Below are 21852 nucleotides of genomic sequence, written 5' to 3'. Positions count from 1 at the left end.
TAATGTTCAAAACAATCCTATTAGGCTTGGCCGCATTCGGATTCACTTTCGCGTCAATGACTGCTTCAGCCGCCAGCGACGATCAATATCCGGCCAGTAATTTTCAACCGAAAGTTGTTTTTATCGATAAAGACTTAGCCGATCAATTGGACACCGCACCGGCAGCCCAACAAGCCGACAAAAAATCAAGCGGCGAACCGGCCTCGATAGCGGAATTCGATCCCAAATATCCGGCCGCCTACTTCCAGCCCAAGGTTATTTATCCTTAGTCTCTTATCACTCTAATCTTTGAATTTTTCATTTTACGCTTAATATACCTTTCGCACTTCAAATTTCGGCAGTACCGGAGGAGGCCTCGGGGTGCTCGGTAAAGGCTTTGCCAGCATGGAGCTGGCATAGAGCCTACATGGACGTATTTACCCAGCACCTAAATTCCATAGCCCATTGGCCATGGTTAATTGTCTTGGATAATTTAGGTGCTGGGTTTACGGCGTCCTTTAACGGGCACCCCGAGGCCGAATTTTCATCTACGATGAGTATAAAACCACAGAGCTCACAGAGGTATAGATATTCATGCTTTGTGTACTCGGTGGTTGAAAAAACGATCCAACACCGTAGGGTGCGCATCGCGCACATTTCCAAGGCACCGAACCCGACGAACTGCCCGACCCAGGTGCGCGATGCGCACCCTACGCCTGGCGCTTTAAGCCTATGATCACCACCAATTTTCAAGTTATTTTGAGATTAAAAAGCGGGAATACAGAAATTAGCTAAAATAGCTTTTTTCAACAGACTAGGCGCCGGGGTATTCGGCCCCTCACCTAACGCTAGGTGAGGGGCCTACATGAACGTATTCACCGCGTACTTTAACGGACACCCAGGTGCCGAATTTTGATCTAAGATAGCTATACTCTGTTAACCGGACTCTTTGTCTTGAACCCTTTACGTCAACTCGTCTCACAGACCGCGATATACGGCCTTAGCAGCATCATCGGCCGTTTTCTTAATTATCTTCTGGTCCCGCTCTACACCTATACGTTCAGCACCGGCGAATACGGCGTGGTCTCGGAGTTTTATGCCTATGCCGGTTTCTTCGCAGTACTGTTGATCGGCGGCCTTGAAACCGGCTATTTTCGATTTCGCAATAAACAGGATTTTTCGAACGAGACAGTCTATGCCGGCGCGCAAAGCTTTCTAGTTTTGGTCAATTTGACTTTTCTCGGGTTCATCGTATTTTTCAACGAAACTTTTGCGGAGCTTCTGCATTACGGCGAACATCCTGAATATATTCTTTGGTTTGCATCGATTCTAGTTCTGGACGCGATAACGGCGCTGCCGTTCGCTCGGTTACGCGCGGAAAACCGGGCATGGCGTTTTGCCGGCATCAAATTGACCGAGATTTTCTTGACCATCGGTCTCAATCTGTTTTTTCTGGTTGCTTGCCCGAAAATTGCTGCGGCCTGGCCGGGTTCGGCGATTCGCTTTATTTACGATCCGGCGATCGGTGTCGGATATATTTTCCTAGCCAACCTGCTGGCCAGTTGCTTTAAATTCCTGTTATTGATTCCGCAACTGCGCGGCATACACCTACAGCTAAGCCCGACAATACTCAAACCGATGTTGGTCTATTCATTGCCGATGGTCATTATCGGTTTCGCCGGCATGGTCAACGAAATGCTCGACCGGGCAATATTGAAATATATGCTGCCTTATGATTTGGATACCAATTTGCAAATGCTAGGTATTTATGGCGCCTGTTATAAATTATCGATTCTGATGAGCCTGTTCGTGCAAGCATTCCGCTATGCCGGCGAACCGTTTTTCTTTAGCATAGCCGGCCGTGAGGATGCACAAAAGTCTTATGCCTTAGTCATGAATTATTTTGTGATCTTCGGCGTGTTTATTTTTCTAGTCGTGACGCTATTCATCGATTTTTTTCAATACTTTATCGGCTCGGACTTCCGCGAAGGGCTTGACATTGTACCGGTCTTATTGATCGCGAATCTACTGCTCGGCATCTATGTCAATCTGTCGATCTGGTACAAATTGACCGACCGCACCGGCATGGGCGCTTTGGTATCTTTGGCGGGCGCAGGGTTAACAGCTTGGCTGAATATTTGGTGGATCCCGATTTGGGGCTATCACGGTTCTGCCTGGGCGACGCTGGCGTGCTATTTATTCATGGTCGTCATCTCCTGGCTACTGGGGCGCCGCTACTATCCGGTCCCCTATAAGCTAGGCAAGATCACCGGCTATATCGCCTTCGGCTTAACATTATATGCTGCGCATCATTTTGCGACAGAAGTCTATCTTATCAACACCTGGCTCAGTGCTTCGGCAAGCCTTACGGCTTACCTAGTTACCGCAGCGTGGTTCGATTTTCGACCGCTGCTGCGCCACAAACACGATATTTGATTGGAAACCTTTACCGTGGTATGCACAGCGTATTCTACTGCTTTAACATCGCGAAGCTGGAGCTTGGGAAACAGCGGACCTTTAACCTTTCCCCTACCCAAGCAATAAACTATCGATATTGGCTCGGACCGTTCTGGCCGTATTCTCCAACGCAGCGTGTTCTATTTCGTTCAAGTCGGGCTGTAAATAACGAATGATGCCGGACCGGCCCAATACCACCGGAATACTGAAGCAATTGTCTTTGATTCCCTGCCAATCATCGAAGCAAGTACTAAGCGGCATCGTTCGGTGTTCGTCGTGAACGATGGTTCTGATGACTTCGCAAGCGGCTGAAGCAATAGCGAAATTGGTATAGCCTTTCAATCGATAGACCTCGAAACCGGCCTTGTTGACCTCTTCAAAAATCTCTCTATGCCTCGGACTATCGGTTATCGGTTCGCCGCCGGCCGAAGCATGGCTGAATACCGGAAACTGATTCGGTCCGTGCTCGCCGAGAATATAGGCTCTTAAATCATCGGGATGAATCTGTTCGGCCTTGGATAATAGGGTTCTGAAACGTGCCGAATCGACCAGCGTACCGATACCGACGATTTTTGAAGGGGGCAACCCCGAAATCCGCGTAGCCCAACAAGTCATCACATCGACCGGGTTCGTGATGATAATAAAAACAGCTTCAGGATTTTTTTCGGCCAGCATTGGAATCAACGACTTGAACAAATCGACATTGGCTTTGCCTAATTCCATACGAGAAGTCATGCCTTTTGCCATGGGTGCCGAAGCGGTGATCGCGACGATATCGCAGCCCACCGCCTCTTCAAGCGGGCCGCCCTCGATTTGCATCGGCCGTTCGCAAAAAGCCAGGGTATGCTGTAAATCCAAGGCATTGCCCAAAGCTTTGGTCGCATCCCGATTGACCAACAACAAATGATTACCCAAGCCCTTCAACACCAATGCATAGGCTAACGAAGAACCGACATGGCCGGCTCCGATTATGGCTATTTTCATGATTGATACTCGCTATGTTAAAACGCTCTCGCAACAGCCGGGATAAAGACAACCGATTGATTATACTTCGCGCGGCCACATTTTCGGTTTTCTGACTCGCTCTTTTGTCCGAGAGCAAGGCGCGAAAACAGTTACATAGCTTGCTATGCGCCTGTTTTCGCGCCTTGCTCTCGAACAAAATAGCATTGCCATAAAAGCCGCAAACATGACCGCGCGAAGTATATTTTCAATAGAAACTATTTAAATTCAATGTGATACTATTAGCAGAATTTTTTAATCCTACTAATTTCCGCAATAACGCTTACCCGAAATAACAACATAAAGTCAGACGATGGACAACCGAATAATAATAAAAATGAAAAGCGGCGGCCTAGGACGTCTCATCAACATCATACAAACCCTGTTCGTGAGTCTGATGCGAATATGGACCATTCCCATCGTTCTCGCGCTCAGTTTGGCTTCCGGGTTTACGACATATTACGGCATGTCGCATTTCATCACACCCTGGATCGCGCTAATCATCACGGTAGCGATTCAATCGATCATCGTGATTTGCTCATTTGAGATCGCCGGAATTCATTGGCGCGCCAATCGATTGCGTTACTTTAGCGTGCTTTCCTCGCTGTTGATTGCATTGGGCGCATCGGTGTCGTTTTCTTATTTCAAGTTTTATGAAATCTCCGAACAAGATACGATTCATATCCAACGCCTCAACGAAGTCCGTAATAAAGTCGAGGATTATTTAAGCGACATTATCGCCATTAAAGGAGAATTATTGGCGAAAGAGCGGCTTGAAGTAGAGCAGTTGAACCAACAAGTCACTCAAGCTTATTTCGGCACGCATCCTGAAATCCCTCCATCATTAAGAAACCAAGTCGGTGAAGGCCGAATCTGGCGGCACTATAACGAGCTTTTTCAAAACAAAAAATCCGAATTGGCGGGGCTCGAAGAACAGCTTGCACTACTCGATACCCAAATCGGCGCACTTCAAGCCAATTTAAATCAACTTGACCAGGATTCCGAGGCTATTCGAGAAATATATCAACAGATATCGAGCGGCTTGCAGACCGTTCAATTGCAATTCAATCGGCAAGTCGCCAAATTCAATACCCATTTACCTGCGGCACCGGTATTAATGCCTTACTCGCAATATATTCAAGGCATCAAGCCGTCTTTTGCAATGTGGACAGGCTTTTCAACCTTTGCTTTAGTTTGTGCCGGCATGGTCGATTTTTTTACCGTACTGCTCTCCTACCGCCTGGAATTCACGGCCCCCGGACCATTGACCGAACAAGAGGAAGAGCTGGTTTTCGAATGCCTAAGGCAATTCACGCAATTCCGCATCAACGAAAACGATGCCTTAGAAATGATTATCGAAAAAACTGAAATCGAAAAAGCCAAACGCTATATTGACTGGCCGCGAATGTTTGCGGTCGGCCTGTTGCTCAGCCGGGGCTTTTTGCGTAAAGTCGACGACCGTACCGTAGAATTCGCGCCGACACTCTATCCGTTGATTGCCGAAAAGCTAGGCGATAAATTGCAACAACTCAAGGAGCAATCCGGACGCGCAGAACCTGCAACGATGAATACCGAACCCGTCGCCCATGAACAGCACTAAATCGCCTCTAGACCTTTGGCTAGCCGATATCGCCAGCGAAGCTAACGACCAAGATGAAACTTGGGACCCGGGCTTCGATGGCAGTCGACGCTTAGTCGTTGCAAAACTAGGCCCTTACCGGAAGGCTTTTCCTCGTCCCCAAAAATTTACCCCGCGTTTTTATCACCGTATTTTTCAACTCCCGATCGAAGACTGGTCACTGACCTGTCGCGCCGAACTATATGGCGGTTTTTGCTCACTCGAGATCAATCTGACGATTCATTTTCAGGCCTCTATTCACTATGCAATGACACACATTGAGACCTTGCCCGAGATCAACTCATATATCAAAAAAGCTTATGAAAGCCTGGTTCGCGATGCCATCGACCAGGAAATTAAAAAACTCGATGATGGCGAATGGATAGAATCCGGATTAGCGCCGATCGAAAAGCGCATTCAAACACAAATCAACGAAACACTGATTACTCAACATATTCAGTGCCGTGCATTATGCTCGATACAACCATCTTTTGCCGATGTCACTCAATCGCAAAACTTGAGTAATAGCTTTGCTCGAGAAGATATTTATCTAAAAATTCAAAAGAAGAACTTCGAATTCAAGGAGCGTCAAAACCGGGAAAGTCTGCGCCAACAAGAAGAACAAGAACGCCTGCTTATCGAAAAACGAAACAGGGAAACAGAACTGAAAATCAAGGAACAAGCACTTGAGTCCGAGTCCAATTTACGCTTGCTAAAGGAGCAAGAGCGACAAATAACCGAGCAATTCAGCCTGGAAGAGCGTCTGTACATGGAACGGGTTCGGCATCAAGCCCGTCTGCAAGAGCTCGAACAGGAAACGCAACGAGAATTGCAACGCCAGCAACTGGCCAAACAACTTGAGACCGAGCAAAGACTCCAAGAAGAAAAGTTGAGGCATCAACAGTTACTTAAAGAAAAGGAACTCGCGGTCGAACTCAAACAGTTCGAAGAACAACAGGCTCAATGGAACGCCGCGAAAGAGCGTATGCAACAAGAAAAGCTCAAACAGGAGCAGCGCTTAAAGCAAATCGAATCCGAAGCGGAACGGGCTCTGGCCGCTCAGAAACAATCAGAAGCTCAAAAATTGCAGGAAAAACTGCATGCGGAAAGGCTGCAACACGAAAGCCGCCTAAAGGAAATGGAACTGGCGATGCAGATCGAGGAGCAGAAAAAACGTTATGAAGCCACTCAGGAAACTTCCGAATATTTACGCAGGGACATCGAGCTATTAGTACTCGAGAAGCGGCGCAACGAAATGATACAAGCAGCAAGAAAAGCCAAGCAGTCCGCCGAACAAGCGCCTCGCGAACTACCGTTGAATTCGGAGCCTGAATAAAGCAACATCAAAATTCAAACAGGAACAGATGAGCGAATAACAATCATAATTGATAACCGAAGAGGAAGGCCGCCATGACATTATCGGAAACGATCGCAAAAATCATACTGTCGCTGAAACACAACTTAGTTGCTACCTTCGTCGGGCTTTTATTCAGCATAGCCATTATCAAATTAATCGGTGCTTACCTGAGTTCCAATATCGACGACGGCGAATGGGAACAATTTAAAGTCGACCACGATTGCCAGCCGTTTATCAATGAAAGCGGCAGTCAACGCTTGAGTTGGCAATGCGATGACGGAAAAATTTATTACCGTTGGCGGCAGCAGCGTTAACCTCTGGAAAAACTTCTCGTTAAAGGACTATCAAAAAAACCAACTATCGAATCCCGAACTATTTTTCCCACGCTAATCAACCAAAGCCCGATAATGCTCTAATTTGTCAAGCGCTGCAGCTGCAGCATGATTGGTCAACTGTCCGTGATAAGTCATCACCGCTTTCTTTAATCCACTGTCAAGATGCTCAAGCCCTTCTTTATCAGTTTCGGCCAGCTTTAGAACAAAAGGCAAAGTCGCTTCATTGAGCGCCAGTGTCGACGTTCGAGGGTAGGCGCCGGGCATGTTGCTGACGCAATAGTGAATCACGCCATGCGTCGTGTAAACGGGTTCGGTATGCGATGTCGGCCGCGAAGTTTCGATGCAACCGCCTTGATCGATACTGACGTCGACAACGACCGAGCCGGGCATCATCGTCGCTATCATTTGTTCGGTGATGACTTTAGGTGCTTTGTCTCCCCGGCACAACACGGCCCCAATAATGAGGTCCGCCTCGGTAACAATGCGGCTTATATTTTCCGGCGTCGATAATACGAAATTGACTTCCGGCAACTCGTTTCTTCTCAACCAATCCATGTGCGATTTGTCGATACCGGCGACATAAACATCGGCTCCCATTGCCGATGCCACGCGCGCGGCATGCATGCCAACCACCCCGTCGCCGACGACCAACACATGACCATGCCTGTTCTTGCCAATGCGGCCTAATTGAACGCCTTTGCCGCCATTGAACTCAGCCAGATAATACGCGCCCATCAAGACCGCGACATTACCGGCTATCGCGCTCATCGGCACTAGAATCGGCAACCGACCTTGCTCATCTTCAACCAGTTCGTAGGCAATCGCGGTGGTGCCATTAGTGAGCAAGGCGTCGGTCAAAGCCGGATCGACACCGGCCAAATGCAAAAAAGTAAAGACTGTTTGTTGCTTCAAATATTGATACTCGGCAGGCAACGGTTCTTTGACCTTAACCACTAAGTCCGTCTTCCAAGCCTCCGATGCTGAAACCACATTAACACCAAGCTGTTTGTACTGGTCATCGGCAAACCCAGAATCTAAACCGGCACAGGTTTCAACTAATACTTCGTGGCCTCGCTCGACCAATGTTCCGGCGGCCGCCGGAGTCAAGCCCACCCTACCTTCTTGATCCTTTATTTCTTTCGGAATACCTATTCTCATTGCGCCCCCTTGATTTAGTGGCAAGCTATCATCCGAATTGGAATATAATTCGGTTATAAAACCGGTACTACAATGGCTCTTTCAAAGCTCGATTGTAATCGATTTCCTTTACCCTTCCCTATACGGAATCATAAAATTCTGTATTTCTTTTTTGGAGTCTCCATGGCGTTATCCGTTGTTCTAATCATTGTCGGTTTAGCATTGTTAGTTTGGAGCGCCGATCGCTTTGTCGAAGGCGCGGCCGCTGTTGCGAATTTTGCCGGCATGTCGCCTCTATTGATCGGCATGCTCATCGTCGGCTTCGGCACTTCCGCCCCGGAAATGGCTGTGTCCGCCATATCGGCATGGCATGGCAATCCGAATATTGCATTAGGCAACGGCTACGGTTCAAACATCACCAATATCGCATTAATCCTCGGCATCACCGCGATCATCAGCCCGATTGCCGTTCACTCACAAGTGCTTCGAAAAGAGCTTCCAATCCTTAGCGCAGTTACGCTATTCGCCGCTTGGCAAATTTATGACAACGAATTTACTCAATTGGATGCCTGGCTTTTATTAGCGGTGTTTGGCATGATTATGGGCTGGACAATAATCCAAGGCATGCATAAAGACTCCGATAGTTTCGAAAAGGAAATGGAATCCGAATTACAAGCCCACGCGATGACACTTGGACGTGCATTATTTTGGGTTGCCGTAGGCTTGATATTATTGGTCGTCAGCTCACAGATGCTGGTCTCAGGCGCAGTCACGATTGCGCAAAGTCTAGGCATCAGCGACTTGATAATTGGCCTAACCATCGTTGCAATCGGCACATCCCTGCCGGAACTAGCATCATCAGTCATCGCCGCCAAGAAGGGTGAGCATGATATTGCCTTGGGAAATATTATCGGGTCCAATCTGTTTAATACGACTGCGGTCGTCGGGATCGCTGGAGCCATACACCCCATGACGATCCCTGAAGATATTTTGATCAGAGATTGGCCGGTCATGGCTGCGTTAACGGCTTCTCTTTTCGTCCTGGGTTATTCCTACAATGGCGGAGGGCGAATCAACCGTATCGAAGGCGGATTATTATTATCGGCCTATATCGGTTATACCTGTTATCTGATCTTTTCGGTCACTACTATTTAAACTTATTGCCGTCACGAAAAACCATGAGTCAAAAAAAATTAAGCCTACAGGAACAATTGCTTAAGTCGGGCCTTGCCAGCGACACCAAGGCTAAACAAATCCGAGCCGAGAAACGTAAACAACCCAAAAAGAATGCCCATGCAGCTGCGGAGCAAACTCGACTTGAGATACAAAAAGCTAAAACGGAACAACAAGAGAAAGACCGCCTGCTTAATCAACTAAAAAAAGAGGAAACGGAACGTAAACAGCTAGCTGCGCAGATCAAACAATTGATCGAACAGCATAAGTTTGCGCAAAGCAATGACGGCGTAAAATACAATTTTAACGATAACGGCAAAGTTAAATCGGTATATGTTTCGGAGTTCGTACGAAATCAAATCGTCAATGGCCGCGCGGCAATCGTGATTTGCGAAAAACAATATCAAATCGTACCGCTCGAAATTGCCCAAAAAATCGAACAACGCTTACCCGGCGTGATCGTTTTAATCAACGAGCCCCCTAAACAACCCGAGGCTGACGACCCCTATGCCGATTATCAAATACCGGACGATTTGATTTGGTGATTTTCCCTTGAAGTAGAAATATTTGATGCAACAAAATCACCAGCTAACGCTCAAACAATCTCACAATAAATTTAACCGGGAGAAAGCAAGATGAACAATAATTGTTATTTAAAATACGCAGGCATGTTAGGGTTACCGTTAGCCATGCTAACGCTAGGAATTTCAACGGCGACCGCGCAAACTCAAGGCAAATTCGACAGAAAGCTATTATTAGAACAACAGATCGAATTACCGTCGAATACTGTCAATGCCAAGACAATCAAAGTTACCATTCCGGCAGGCTTCAAAACACCGGACCATACCCACGACGGCCCTGGCCCTCGCTATGTCATTAAAGGCAAATTAAAAGTCATCGAAGGCGATAAAACGGGAGTTTATTCGGCTGGTGACGTCTTCTGGGAATCCGGCGATGTTATGTCGGTGGAAAATGTCGGCAAAGGCTCCGCCGAATTGATCATTTTCGAACTCGCGCAACCGAAACAACCCGAGAAAAAATAACAAGAACCACCTCGGTTCGATCGGCCATACCGGGAGCCAATCGATGCCCCTGGTTTGGTCATAAGAAAACAGCTATCAGCTTATAAAAAGCATTTTTTATTTACGAAAATATTCCTTGGCTGGACGGGGTTTGTAACACCCATGCGCATCAAGCTCTTTCCCAAGCTCCAGCTTGGGAAAGACACCCCGGAAGCTCCAGCTTCCTGAACAGGTTGCCCAAGCTGGAACTTGGGTAACAGCATATTTTAGTCTTTGTGACCTCGATGCCATTTAGTATAACTTGATATTCTCGGCCTCGAAATCGCGATCTGGGGATCGCTCCCACAGTGTTTCCGCCATCCTCTGTGGAAGCGACGCCTTCATCGGCCCTCACATAACGCTAGGAGAGGGGAAGCCACTGATGCTAGACACCCACGGCTTATGTCGAAGCCCTAGAAGCGACCTAAATTCAATGTAGGGGCGATTTTAATCGCCCAGACGAGTAAATTACCCCTAAATGAAAATTCGGCAATTCAGATAGTTAATTTTAGCGACATCCTTAGCTTAATGCGTATGGGTTGCAACCCCGTCCTAAACGTTACTTACATGGATGTGGGTAAGGGGCGTGAGCAGGAGCAGAAGCTTTTCAACCGAGGTCAAAGCTGATCAAAACGTTCGGGGCGGGTTAAGTAACCCGATCCGCGCATGGGATCAAGCAATACACAACTCACCGCTTTCTGCTTACCACTTACCACTCACTACTTACGATCATCTATTTTCCGCTAATCATTGCGACAAGCCGGTCCACATCGAGTCGATCGAACGGCCAACAAAGATCAATACCGGAGTCCTCGTGCAACAACACCGGAATGCGTATTGCGTAACGTTCCTGCCATTGCGTTTGCTCGGCTATATCGATCGACTCAATCTCGATATCGTTATTATCCGCCAGATAACTATTCAGAATTTCCTCCGCTTGCTCGCATAAATGGCAGCCTTGCGTGCCGAACAGCATCAACTTAGGAACGAGCATGAAATAACTTCGACAATTGTTGAAGGGGGTTCCATGGCTCGATTGACAGGTGTCGGCGGCAGGGAGCCGGCCGCCGTCAAGCCTACATGGACGTATTCACGGCATCCTGTCAAGCGAGTCACTGAACCACCGCAAAACCTACTACTTATAGACGTTATTTTGCACATATTCCTTAGTCATGATGCTTGCTGATTTTATCGAGAAAACTCATCAACAGCGCAGAAATTACCAGCGTTAAATGCACAGCGACATACCATAAAATCTTGTCATTGTCGGTCGCCTGTATGTTCATAAAGACCTTCAATAAATGAATCGACGAGATCGCGACAATCGACGAAGCCAGCTTGATTTTTAGAGAACCGTAATCATGCGTTCCAAGCCAATCCAGCTTTTCGGTCGACAAACCGATATCCATTTGCGAAACGAAATTTTCGTAACCACTGAACATCACGATGATGACTAGACTGCCGACCAGCGTCAGATCTATCAAGGTCAATAACTTCAAAGTCAAATTCGCCTCATCCATCTCAAGAATATGAGGGACAAAATGAATGATCTCCTGAAAAAATTTTACCGATATTGCCAACAAGGCTACGCTCATTCCTAGATACACCGGCGCCAAAATCCAGCGACTCGCATACATGATGCGCTCGATCGCGCGTTCAATCATAGCAAGATCCTCAGTGATGCAAATGCGCGGACAACCAACGCTCAGCCACTTCCTTCGCGATTCCTTTTCGGTGCGCATAGTCTTCGAGCTGATCGTGATCGATCTTGCCGACATTGAAATACTGCGCTTCCGGATGCGAAAAATACCAGCCGCTGACCGCCGAAGCCGGATACATCGCGTAACTCTCGGTCAATTCGATGCCGGTCGTCGCCGTAACATTGAGCAACTCGAACAATTTGCTCTTTTCGGTATGATCCGGACAAGCGGGATAACCCGGAGCCGGCCTTATGCCTTGATAAGATTCTGCGATCAACTCATCGTTACGGTATTGTTCGTCTTTTGCATAACCCCAAAAATCCTTCCTAACCGCTTCATGCATATACTCGGCGAAGGCTTCTGCCAATCGGTCTGCCAAGGCCTTGAGCATGATCGAACTGTAATCGTCATGATCTTTTTCGAATTCTTCGAGCTTAGCTTCGATGCCGATGCCGGTCGTTACCGCAAAACCGCCCAAATAATCGGTCTTGCCGCTATCGATAGGCGCGATGAAATCGGACAAACAATAATTCGGCCGCCCCGGCGCCTTGACACTTTGCTGCCGCAAATGATGCAAAATTTCTCGCTTTTCAAGCCGCGAATCGTCTTTATATAAAATGATGTCGTCGCCGTCGCTGTTGGCCGGGTAAAACCCGATAACGGCACGAGCCTGAAGCCATTCTTCGTTGATGATTTTTTTCAACATGGTCTGCGCATCTTCAAATAACTTTCGCGCTTCGACGCCGACAACCCGATCTTCGAAAATATCGGGATATTTACCGGCCAATTCCCAGGTATGGAAGAACGGCGTCCAATCGATATACCAAACCAACGTATCGAGAGGAAAGCGATCGATGACTTTATTGCCTAAAAAGGTGGGCTTGACCGGCTCGAAATCGGTCCAATTGAATTTATTGCGTCTCGCCTGCTCAATGCTATGTTGCTTGGTTTTGGCTTTACGCCCCTGATGCCTTTCCCGAACCTCCTTGTATTCTTCCTTGATTTTTTGGGTAAACGCTTCCTTGGAGTCGTCGCTGACCAAATGACTGGCGACACCGACGCTTCTGGAGGCGTCGGCGACATAAACAACCGGACCATGATAGTTAGGCTCGATCTTGACCGCAGTATGGGCTCTTGAGGTCGTTGCGCCGCCGATCATCAGCGGAATGTCGAAGCCTTGACGTTCCATTTCTTTGGCCATGTGCACCATTTCATCGAGAGACGGCGTAATCAATCCGCTGAGACCGATGATATCGACTTTTTCATCTCGCGCGGTCTGCAATATTTTTTCGGCCGGCACCATCACTCCCAAGTCGATAACCTGAAAATTATTGCATTGCAGCACCACGCCGACGATGTTTTTACCGATATCGTGCACGTCGCCTTTGACGGTGGCCATCAGTATTTTGCCGTTGGTCTGCATCTCGCCGTCTTGCTCAGCTTCCATGAACGGCATCAAATAAGCGACCGCCTTTTTCATGACCCGCGCCGACTTGACGACTTGCGGCAAAAACATTTTGCCGGCTCCAAACAAATCGCCGACCACATTCATGCCGTCCATCAACGCGCCTTCGATTACATGCAGCGGCTTTTCGGCTTCCTGTCGTGCCTGCTCGGTATCTTCGTCGATGAAATCGGCGATGCCTTTAACCAAGGCATGCTCGAGCCTTTTAGTAACCGGCCAACTACGCCATTCCAGCTCTTCCGGCTTGGCTACCGTACTACCGTCGCCTCGATATTTTTCGGCCAACTCAAGCAAGCGTTCGGTCGCGCGGTCATTACGATTGAGCACAACATCCTCAACCGCATCGCGCAATTCTATCGGAATATCTTCGTAAATCGCCAATTGGCCGGCATTGACGATGCCCATATCCATGCCGGCCTTGATCGCATGATACAAAAATACCGCATGTATCGCCTCGCGAACCGGATTGTTCCCTCGGAACGAAAAAGACACGTTCGACACGCCGCCCGAAATCAAGGCATGAGGTAGCGTTCGCTTGATTTCGCGGGTCGCCTCGATAAAATCCATGCCGTAGTTATTGTGCTCATCGATACCGGTTGCAATCGCAAAGATGTTCGGGTCGAAAATAATGTCCTCGGCCGGAAAATTCAATTGCTCGGTCAGAATACGATAGGCACGACTGCAGATTTCGACCTTTCTATCACGCGTATCGGCTTGACCTTGTTCGTCGAAAGCCATCACGATTGCAGCCGCACCATAGCGACGTATCAATTTGGCATGTCGTATAAATGCCTCCTCGCCTTCCTTCATCGAGATAGAATTAACGACACCCTTGCCTTGAATGCACTTCAATCCGGCTTCGAGAATATCCCATTTCGACGAATCGAGCATGATCGGCACCTTAGCGATATCGGGTTCTGCCGCAATCAGACTGAGAAAGCGCACCATCGCTTCTTTCGACTCCAACATGCCTTCGTCCATGTTGATATCGATGATTTGCGCGCCGTTTTCGACCTGGTCCTTGGCTATTTCCAATGCCGTTTCAAAATCGCCGTCGACAACTAAGCGCTTGAATTTTGCCGAGCCGGTGACATTGGTCCGTTCGCCGACATTGACGAACAACGAACCCGGCCCAATATTCATCGGTTCCAGGCCGGCCAGGCGGCATTGCTTTTCAATAACGGGAACGACTCTCGGCGGATATTGCTTGACCGCCTCGACAATCGCTTTGATATGCTCGGGCGACGTGCCGCAACAGCCGCCGATGATGTTCAAATAACCGTTCGCGGCCCAATCAGCCAACTCCAAGGCCATATCTTCCGGCGATTCGTCATATTCGCCGAATTCGTTCGGCAAACCCGCGTTTGGATGAGCCGACACATGCGTATCGGCTATCGAAGATAACTCTTCGATATGTTGTCTGAGTTCTTTCGCACCTAAGGCACAGTTGAAGCCGAATGAAATCGGCTCGATATGACTGAGTGAATTCCAAAACGCCGCGACGGTTTGACCCGACAGGGTTCTGCCGGACGCATCGGTAATCGTGCCGGAAATCATGACTGGCAGTTTATAGCCGAGCGCTTCGAAATATTGATCGACCGCGAAAATTGCTGCCTTGGCATTGAGCGTATCGAATACCGTTTCGATCAAAATAATATCGGAACCGCCGTCAATCAAGCCCCGCGTCGCTTCGGTATAAGCATCAACCAAAGTATCGAAGTCGATATTACGAAAACCGGGGTCGTTGACATCCGGCGACATCGATGCAGTTCGGTTGGTCGGCCCTAAAATACCGGCTACGAAGCGCGGCTTATCAGGTGTTTTGTGGGTATATTCGTCAGCAGCCTGTCTAGCCAGTCGCGCCGACTCCAAATTAATCTCATAGGCCAATGATTCCATTTGATAATCGGCCATTGCAATTTGAGTCGCATTAAAGGTATTCGTCTCGATAATATCGCAACCAACATCGAGATAAGCACAATGAATCGCTTTAATAATATCCGGCTGAGTCAAAGACAGCAGATCATTGTTACCTTTTAGATCGACAGCCCAATCCGAAAAACGCTTGCCCCGATAATCTTTTTCTTCCAATTTGTAGCTTTGAATCATCGTGCCCATAGCACCATCTAAAAACAGGATACTTTGGGACAATCTTTTTTTAAAGTTTTCTAATTTACTCATGTACTTACATGCTAGAAGTTAAATAAGGGCATAACACCCGGATAAAGCTTGGCTTGACAAGCTGTCGCGCCACATTATGCTTAACGGATTTTTAGGGAGATGATTATGTCGAAACCGACGATACTCAATGTAATAAAAAGCGTTTTCGCCGCCGCAGTCGGCATACAAAGCGACAAAAATAGACAACGGGATTTCGAACACGGCAACTTATCCACTTACATCATTGTCGGCATTATTTTTACCGCTCTTTTTGTCGTTCTTTTGGTATTGCTTGTTGCAAAAATTACTGGCTGATTAACAAAAAAGCCCAAGCAGGACTTGGGCTTTTGGCCTGGTAAAACGAGATGCTATTCCGGTTTGAAGCTGTTCTTGATCGAGACGAATAACTCTTTCATTCCGCTGAATAAATTAGAAACTGTCAATGTTTCTTTGAGCATAAACTTAGTTCTAATAAAGGCAACGGCTAAGACACCCAGAAGCGGTGGCATCAATTCAAACACAATGGACAACAGAGTTCCGGTAAACCCTTGAAATATCCCGTCCTTGGTTTTTCGGTCGCCGATGGAAGCCAAATCCCGCTCATATCCGCCTTCGAAGCCGCCGCCTTTAAAGGTCTCGAGTAAAAACACATTGAAATAAACCGCCGTGAATTGAACCGCTAAAAAAACGACAGAGCACAAAACCACCCAAAAAAGGGTTTTTTCTACTTTAGCTCGCGAAGCCGACTGGTAGACCCAAACGGCCACCAGAATCATAACAATACCACCAATCATTGCACATCCTCCTGTTTTAGTTATTATTTTTTAGTTAAAAAGAAAAAGAGATACGTACACTTCAAAATCATATCCGAATCCGATTTTTCGATAACTTTGCAGGATTCGTATTTTTCACGCCCGGGAGTCGATTGCTTTCTAATCATGCCATCTTCGACAGAATATTTTAATGCTACTTCAAACGTCTTGGTTCGCCCAAACGTATCGATTGATTTAGTGTTCAATACCCCGTCACTTTTAAAATCCCACTCGATACTCAAGTCTTTTTTCTCTCCCTCTAATTTGGCGGCTTCCGCATAGAGATTCCATTTCCCCAAAATTTCAGACTGATCTTTTAATAAGACTTCCGCATTCGCTGCAAAAGCCAACAAAACAGCGGGCCATATTGCATGTATTCTCTTTGTTATATTCATTTTCCCACCTTTTTACTTTGATTTTATAAGTCTTTTAGATTATAACACACACCCAGTGCTACTCTAGTTTTTACATTCTCCTAACGTATTGTGCATCGCTTTAAAATATCAACATTAAACTTGACATTAGCTGTGTCTAAAGTATCATTGATGGCTCATTTGCTATGTCTATAGCATTTTCTAAAATATAAAAACACAGGTAGGACACTCATGGGTGCGATCTTAGATTTGACTGAAATGTTAAAAGAACCAGCTGGCATGGTCGGCGCGATTGTCGTTATCGCAGCCGGTTACTTCTTAGTAAAATGGGTTTTTGCTGAGCCTAACGACGAAGACAAATAAACTAACAGCCCCGTTAGTTTAAAAAAGATCACAAGGCCGCCCCTGCTAATTCTGACAAGTTTTAGAGGCGGCCTTTGTTTTTTTTACCCATCTCCCACCTAAATACCCTATAATTTATACATTTATTCAGCATAATGCTTTAGTAAATGTATCATTTTATTTTCACCAAGCTTTACCAACTTTACAATAAATCTGCTCCAGCCACCGGCATCGGCTTATTCCGACTGCTCTACGGCATTGTATTATTTCAAGAAATCTGCTTCTTATTATATTTCCATCATCTAATTTTCGACCCGATTCCTTACATTGACGTTGAATTTCCGCTCATTCCTTTTTTTCTTTGTCTCTGGGCGGTTGCTGCTTTATTCATAATCGTTGGCTACCAATGCCAAAACGCATTAATTGTAAGCTACCTCTTTTGGATCGTCTTTGTACAATTCACCCCCATGCAACGCGACTTTGACGGCGGATTTGATGCATTCATGACTGGATCAGGTTTTTTTTTACTTTTCATGCCGACCGACAAAGCCTTTGCGCTCGATCAATTAAGGCTAAAACTCAGCACACCCTTTCGCCATTACTCTCAACACCCGAAACCTACTGCTTCAAGCCTGAGCTACCACCTTCCCGTTTTTATCTGCCTAGGCTTTCTTTATTTCGACTCGGCGATTCATAAATTATTTGCCGAACACTGGCGAAACGGTCTAGGAGCCTGGCTTCCCTCCACACAGCCATATTATGTATCTGCGATCAATATGTCCTGGCTTCTTAATCAGGAAGTATTACAAAAGACGATTGGCTATATCATTATTGTGTTTCAATTTAGCTTTATATTCTTTTTTTCAAACCGCTACTTACGCCCTATCTACTTATTCATTGGCATTGGCTTACACCTTGGCATAACGATTTCTCTAAACATTTATCCGTTTGGCCTTGGCATGCTCATTTTTTACAGCCTACTGGTTCCTTTTTCATGGTGGCGCTGCTTAGCCAAAGCCCTTAGACCCTCTCAACCTTTATTAATGGTCTATTACGACAAAGACTGCCCTTTATGCAATCGCACTGCATTAACCGTCAATCATTTCGATATTTTTAAATGCATTGATTTTAAAGACGCTCAAACTTTTTCGAATAAACAACCCGCACTATCTGCCTTGCCATTGGATACCTTGCTGACCGATCTTTATTCAGTCGATGAAAACGGCAAGGTTTATAACGGCATCAATACTTACATCCAGATTCTAATGAAAATGCGCTATCCATTTTTAATTGGCTGGCTACTCCGCACCCCCGGGATTCTTCATCTAGCCAGAGCTATTTATCGCAACATAGCCGATAACAGACAGCGTATACCATGCAATCAAGACTGCGTCATCCCAAATAAAACCCAATTTAAATTACACAGCTTTTACAGCCGTTTTTTTGAGACCGATAACCTTCAATCACGAAGAAACTTAAAAACACTAACCAAAGCCTTCTTAATCATTTGCATACTACAAATCAATAGCACCATACACTACGGACTACTATACCGGCTTAATGTCGATACACGCAGCAACTCCTTAATGATTGCACTGACTCAAGCCAGCAATTCCATTTTATTACTATCCCATTCATTCATCGGTATAACACCCCACGCCCTTTATTTACACGACCATTTTGAGGGGTATGACTCGCTACTTGCAATCACCTACACCAACGATAACGGAGATGAAGCCTGGTTACCGTTCATCAACCAAGAAGGACGGATACTTGCCCCTCACTGGGGGCGCATCCACTCAATGTGGGCCAATATCGCCGTCACACCGAATATCGACGCCATCAGACTCAACAAGCTGATCATGAAAATTACTGCATACTGGTCACATAGACTCCATCTAGATCTTGACAACACCCTGTTCACGATCAAGATTAAGAAAAATTCAGCTCCGTCCTACTGGGTTTATGATTTGCTCAATAAAAACCTCAGCGGAGAATGGTCAAACCTTGGCACAGTCCATTGGAAACAGCAGCAATTTCATAGCAATTTAAACCAAACGTTGCTGGATAATCTCTCTACTCAATCAAGTTACTGGCCTACCTCAACACCCGAATAACGACAAGCCTTTGCCATTGCGATTGGACCATACCTTTCGCACTTCAGATTTCGGCAGCGCTCAAGGAGGAGCCGTGTTGCTCGACCCCTCACCTAACGCTAGGTGAGGGGTCAGCATGGGTGCAAGCATAGAGCCTTGTATGATTAATTTAAATGAATTTTAGCCAGGAAATACTTTAAGCTGTACCGAGTTCATTGGGAGGCCGCTTGAGCCTGAGGACTGGATTAAACCAGAGCCTGTCATGTAGGTTGCCCCCGCCCTATTCACACTTCGACTTAGCCCAGAACAAACACTCTACAACACAAGCCCAGCCCAGCCCAGCCCAGCCAGACGCTCTTTTTAGGATAACGGACCAACAATTCCCAATTTGAGAATCATACAGGGTGTGAGGTACGCTTGGCGAGGATGTCAGCTGCAGGGGCAGATTTTTTGCTCCTCAAATTGGGAATTGCTCCTGCATTGCCCTAATACACGCCATCCTTGGCGCTTAGCTGACGCCAAGTCCCCATGGATGGGTTCACGGCGTTCCTCGACAGGGATACCCCACACCCTAAATCCAGTGAGAATGCTCAAACTGGGAATTGCTGCTAACGGACACCCGGCGCCGAACTTGCTCAACGAAGGGTATAAGTTGGCGCCCATGTGTGCTTGCATTTCCTCACTGACCAAACCGGCTGTCGCAACATTGTACTCATCCATTCTTAAGCACAAGAGTTTTCACCAAACTGTTGCGTGATTTATAAACTAGCTATTCCCATTACTTAATCAAGAACCGACACAATTAGCAATATTTTTTTATTTATTTATTTATAACAACAACTTATTAACATACCTATCTATTTTTTTAACAATCTTCCGCTCCATTTCATTTATAACTTCTCCACTCATTTTAATTTAAATGTTGCATAGAATTTTTTGCCATGATATAAAAATACCGTGCTAAGCATTTAGTACTGTAATTTTATTAATATAAAAATAAATTCTTTTGGAGGATAGTATGAAAAAAGTTTTATCACTTTTAGCTATGGCATTAATGATTGTTGGCTTAACAGGCTGCCTGGACGATCCCGATAGCTCCAAACAAAAAGTTGAAAATACAACCATTAGATTGTAAGATCTGAATTTATGAACCCGGCTTATTTTCTAATAAGCTGGGTTCATACTAGCAACTCAATCTACTTTACATACCTGCGCTTTACCCCCCGTCATTTCCTCTCCTTTTTTACTGAAAATTTCTGTCTTTTTTCCAGTCTCTTTTATTACTCATACAACTCTTTTTTCTAATTTATATTTGCAGCACTTGCTTTAGCTTTTTTAGCACTCACCACAAACAAACTGCTATTTCTTAACCTCAGTTAGGGATAATAGATACTATAGCCCTACATAAGACAGACAACTAACGCTTCGACTTTTATTCGAATTCAAGCCGCATAAAATACACACGACTATGTAACTGTTCGCGCAATGCCTTGCAAAAATGCAACGAAGAAAACGTACAAAAAGAACTGTCGGCTGCATAACCGTTTCATGCACACACCCCCCAGGTTAACTCTAAAAAGAGCCGCCAGCATGCGTTGTAGACCGTTCGTGCCGGGCTAAGAAAACGAAGCATGAAGGAATTAAAACACTTTCATAAGCTTGGTTAAATTTCAAACTACCCCTTGCTCTTTCGTTGATCCCACGGCGAACGGCAGCTTGAGACACTTAAATTCTCTTTTTAGGTTTATGATCGAAAATGTTAACTTTATAAAGACAAGGGCCGTGGCTAGCGAAGATCTAGGCAACAGGACATATTTTTGCCCCCATCCAAAATCAGCATTCATCCAGCAACTAAACTCCATCGGTCATTGGCAATGATTCAATATTTCGAATAACTTAGAGACAAGCACTCAGGTCCCGTTTGCAAATTACCGAAATTTAAGCGGGGTTATTTAGGCTATGTATACGGTAATAGTTGAAACTACCGGAAGCACTTATAAAACCCAAGTGAATTGCAGGGTTCGCTACGCGAACCAAATGCCGGCACAAGGCAACACATGAAGGCGCGTTAAGCTCAGGGTAAAAGCAATGAAATACCGTATACATGTATTCCCTTTTGATTGAAAAACCGTCTAAGAATAAAAGGTATGGGATGCGTCTATCGAGGAACGCCGTGATCCCGTCCATGGGGGCTTGACGGCAGCGCTCCCTGCTGCCGTCATCCTCGCTAGCCACACCCCATACCTTCATAAAGTTAGCTAACTTTTAAGTATAAAGGGAGTAATAGTTAAAAAATTTCTTTTTCCTGATTAACTATAAGCTTCAGCCAATTTGAAGCCCGAAGAAGGCTTTATGTCGCTAGCGCGACGCGCTTATTAAGTCGGTTCGCGGACCGACAGCCGAGTGCGGATTGGGACGCCAAAGGCACATGAAGTGTGACCCCTCTATTACGACGTTGTATTGGAAATTAATTATTTTGCCTATTTCCTAAACGCCTTTTTTAGTAGGCAAGAGAGCAACCTCAACTTCCAACGCGAACATAGCCTTTCGGAAGATCTCTCCTTAGCCCTCCAAAAACGAGCGACAACCCTGTCGCTCCCTTAGTGGGCTATTTTGGCAAAATAGCCAGTGCTAGGCGAGCCTAACGGCCCGTAAGGCATACGCATCAAGCTAAAAAAGACCAACCCACATCACGCTCTTTCCCAAGCTCCAGCGCTCATCGTTATACGTAAGTCAAAAATTACTGTTTTGCAATCTTAGCTAATGAGGCTTCGATACCATTTT

General features: G+C 46.2%; 18 protein-coding genes. 11 read left to right on the top strand and 7 right to left on the bottom strand.

Features of this window, described 5'->3' with window-relative positions:
* Positions 1-2: 2 nt before the first annotated feature.
* The gene (locus tag ACRJJO_RS18325; protein ID WP_431067065.1) at positions 3-269 is read left to right on the top strand and encodes a hypothetical protein; all 267 of its coding nucleotides are present in this window, start codon (positions 3-5) and stop codon (positions 267-269) included.
* A 664-nt stretch (positions 270-933) separates the two neighbouring features.
* On the top strand, positions 934-2415 hold the full coding sequence (locus ACRJJO_RS18320; RefSeq protein WP_431067064.1) for a lipopolysaccharide biosynthesis protein: 1482 nt from the start codon (positions 934-936) through the stop codon (positions 2413-2415).
* A 93-nt stretch (positions 2416-2508) separates the two neighbouring features.
* Here ACRJJO_RS18320 and ACRJJO_RS18315 read toward each other — a convergent pair whose 3' ends face one another.
* The gene (locus tag ACRJJO_RS18315) at positions 2509-3420 is read right to left on the bottom strand and encodes a malate dehydrogenase (protein ID WP_431067063.1); all 912 of its coding nucleotides are present in this window, start codon (positions 3418-3420) and stop codon (positions 2509-2511) included.
* Between the two features lie 355 nt (positions 3421-3775).
* Here ACRJJO_RS18315 and ACRJJO_RS18310 point away from each other — a divergent pair, with 355 nt between their 5' ends.
* The 3 genes from ACRJJO_RS18310 to ACRJJO_RS18300 all read left to right on the top strand — a co-directional run bounded on the left by ACRJJO_RS18310 (position 3776) and on the right by ACRJJO_RS18300 (position 6727).
* Positions 3776-5038 (top strand): hypothetical protein, encoded by a 1263-nt coding sequence (locus ACRJJO_RS18310; protein ID WP_431067062.1) that lies wholly within the window; start codon positions 3776-3778, stop codon positions 5036-5038.
* Positions 5025-6392 (top strand): hypothetical protein, encoded by a 1368-nt coding sequence (locus tag ACRJJO_RS18305; protein ID WP_431067061.1) that lies wholly within the window; start codon positions 5025-5027, stop codon positions 6390-6392. Before ACRJJO_RS18310 ends, ACRJJO_RS18305 begins: the two co-directional genes overlap by 14 nt.
* 74 nt (positions 6393-6466) lie before the next feature.
* Entirely contained in the window at positions 6467-6727 is a 261-nt protein-coding gene (locus ACRJJO_RS18300) for a hypothetical protein (protein WP_431067060.1), read from the top strand.
* A gap of 72 nt (positions 6728-6799) precedes the next feature.
* On the opposite strand, the gene ald is transcribed toward ACRJJO_RS18300, so the two are convergent.
* Positions 6800-7906 (bottom strand): alanine dehydrogenase, encoded by a 1107-nt coding sequence (gene ald, locus ACRJJO_RS18295; protein WP_431067059.1) that lies wholly within the window; start codon positions 7904-7906, stop codon positions 6800-6802.
* A gap of 162 nt (positions 7907-8068) precedes the next feature.
* Between ald and ACRJJO_RS18290 the strand changes: the two genes are divergently transcribed.
* The 3 genes from ACRJJO_RS18290 (at position 8069) to ACRJJO_RS18280 (ending at position 10101) form a co-directional block, all read left to right on the top strand.
* On the top strand, positions 8069-9040 hold the full coding sequence (locus tag ACRJJO_RS18290; protein ID WP_431067058.1) for a calcium/sodium antiporter: 972 nt from the start codon (positions 8069-8071) through the stop codon (positions 9038-9040).
* A 23-nt stretch (positions 9041-9063) separates the two neighbouring features.
* Positions 9064-9603, top strand: a complete 540-nt coding sequence (locus ACRJJO_RS18285; RefSeq protein WP_431067057.1) for a DUF2058 domain-containing protein — start codon at positions 9064-9066, stop codon at positions 9601-9603.
* A 90-nt stretch (positions 9604-9693) separates the two neighbouring features.
* On the top strand, positions 9694-10101 hold the full coding sequence (locus tag ACRJJO_RS18280; protein ID WP_404357909.1) for a cupin domain-containing protein: 408 nt from the start codon (positions 9694-9696) through the stop codon (positions 10099-10101).
* Between the two features lie 751 nt (positions 10102-10852).
* Here the strand turns inward: ACRJJO_RS18280 and ACRJJO_RS18275 are convergent.
* The 3 genes from ACRJJO_RS18275 to metH form a co-directional block, all read right to left on the bottom strand.
* On the bottom strand, positions 10853-11113 hold the full coding sequence (locus tag ACRJJO_RS18275) for a glutaredoxin family protein (protein ID WP_431067056.1): 261 nt from the start codon (positions 11111-11113) through the stop codon (positions 10853-10855).
* 172 nt (positions 11114-11285) lie between these two features.
* Positions 11286-11783, bottom strand: coding sequence for a TIGR00645 family protein (locus ACRJJO_RS18270; RefSeq protein WP_431067055.1), 498 nt, complete (start codon positions 11781-11783; stop codon positions 11286-11288).
* 10 nt (positions 11784-11793) lie between these two features.
* The gene (gene metH / locus ACRJJO_RS18265) at positions 11794-15465 is read right to left on the bottom strand and encodes a methionine synthase (RefSeq protein WP_431067054.1); all 3672 of its coding nucleotides are present in this window, start codon (positions 15463-15465) and stop codon (positions 11794-11796) included.
* A 105-nt stretch (positions 15466-15570) separates the two neighbouring features.
* On the opposite strand from metH, the gene ACRJJO_RS18260 reads away from it, so the two are divergent.
* A complete protein-coding gene (locus ACRJJO_RS18260; RefSeq protein ID WP_431067053.1) occupies positions 15571-15759 on the top strand; it encodes a DUF2970 domain-containing protein in 189 nt (62 codons plus the stop codon).
* 53 nt (positions 15760-15812) lie between these two features.
* On the opposite strand, the gene ACRJJO_RS18255 is transcribed toward ACRJJO_RS18260, so the two are convergent.
* Together ACRJJO_RS18255 and ACRJJO_RS18250 are read right to left on the bottom strand one after the other, a co-directional pair.
* Entirely contained in the window at positions 15813-16238 is a 426-nt protein-coding gene (locus ACRJJO_RS18255; protein ID WP_431067052.1) for a hypothetical protein, read from the bottom strand.
* A 23-nt stretch (positions 16239-16261) separates the two neighbouring features.
* Complete coding sequence (locus ACRJJO_RS18250) at positions 16262-16651, bottom strand: hypothetical protein (RefSeq protein ID WP_431067051.1); 390 nt, start codon at positions 16649-16651, stop codon at positions 16262-16264.
* A 210-nt stretch (positions 16652-16861) separates the two neighbouring features.
* Here ACRJJO_RS18250 and ACRJJO_RS18245 point away from each other — a divergent pair, with 210 nt between their 5' ends.
* Entirely contained in the window at positions 16862-16993 is a 132-nt protein-coding gene (locus ACRJJO_RS18245) for a hypothetical protein (RefSeq protein ID WP_014147025.1), read from the top strand.
* A gap of 146 nt (positions 16994-17139) precedes the next feature.
* Positions 17140-19089 carry a DCC1-like thiol-disulfide oxidoreductase family protein gene (locus ACRJJO_RS18240; protein WP_431067050.1) on the top strand — a complete coding sequence of 650 codons (1950 nt, stop codon included), beginning with the start codon at positions 17140-17142 and terminating at the stop codon, positions 19087-19089.
* Positions 19090-21852: the final 2763 nt, after the last annotated feature.

Origin of the sequence: Methylotuvimicrobium sp. (assembly GCF_050611805.1) — a bacterium.
In the GTDB taxonomy this organism is placed as follows: Bacteria; Pseudomonadota; Gammaproteobacteria; order Methylococcales; family Methylomonadaceae; genus Methylotuvimicrobium.
The sequence above is the reverse complement of the archived record's forward strand: the minus strand, read 5'-3'. Positions and strand labels throughout refer to the sequence as shown.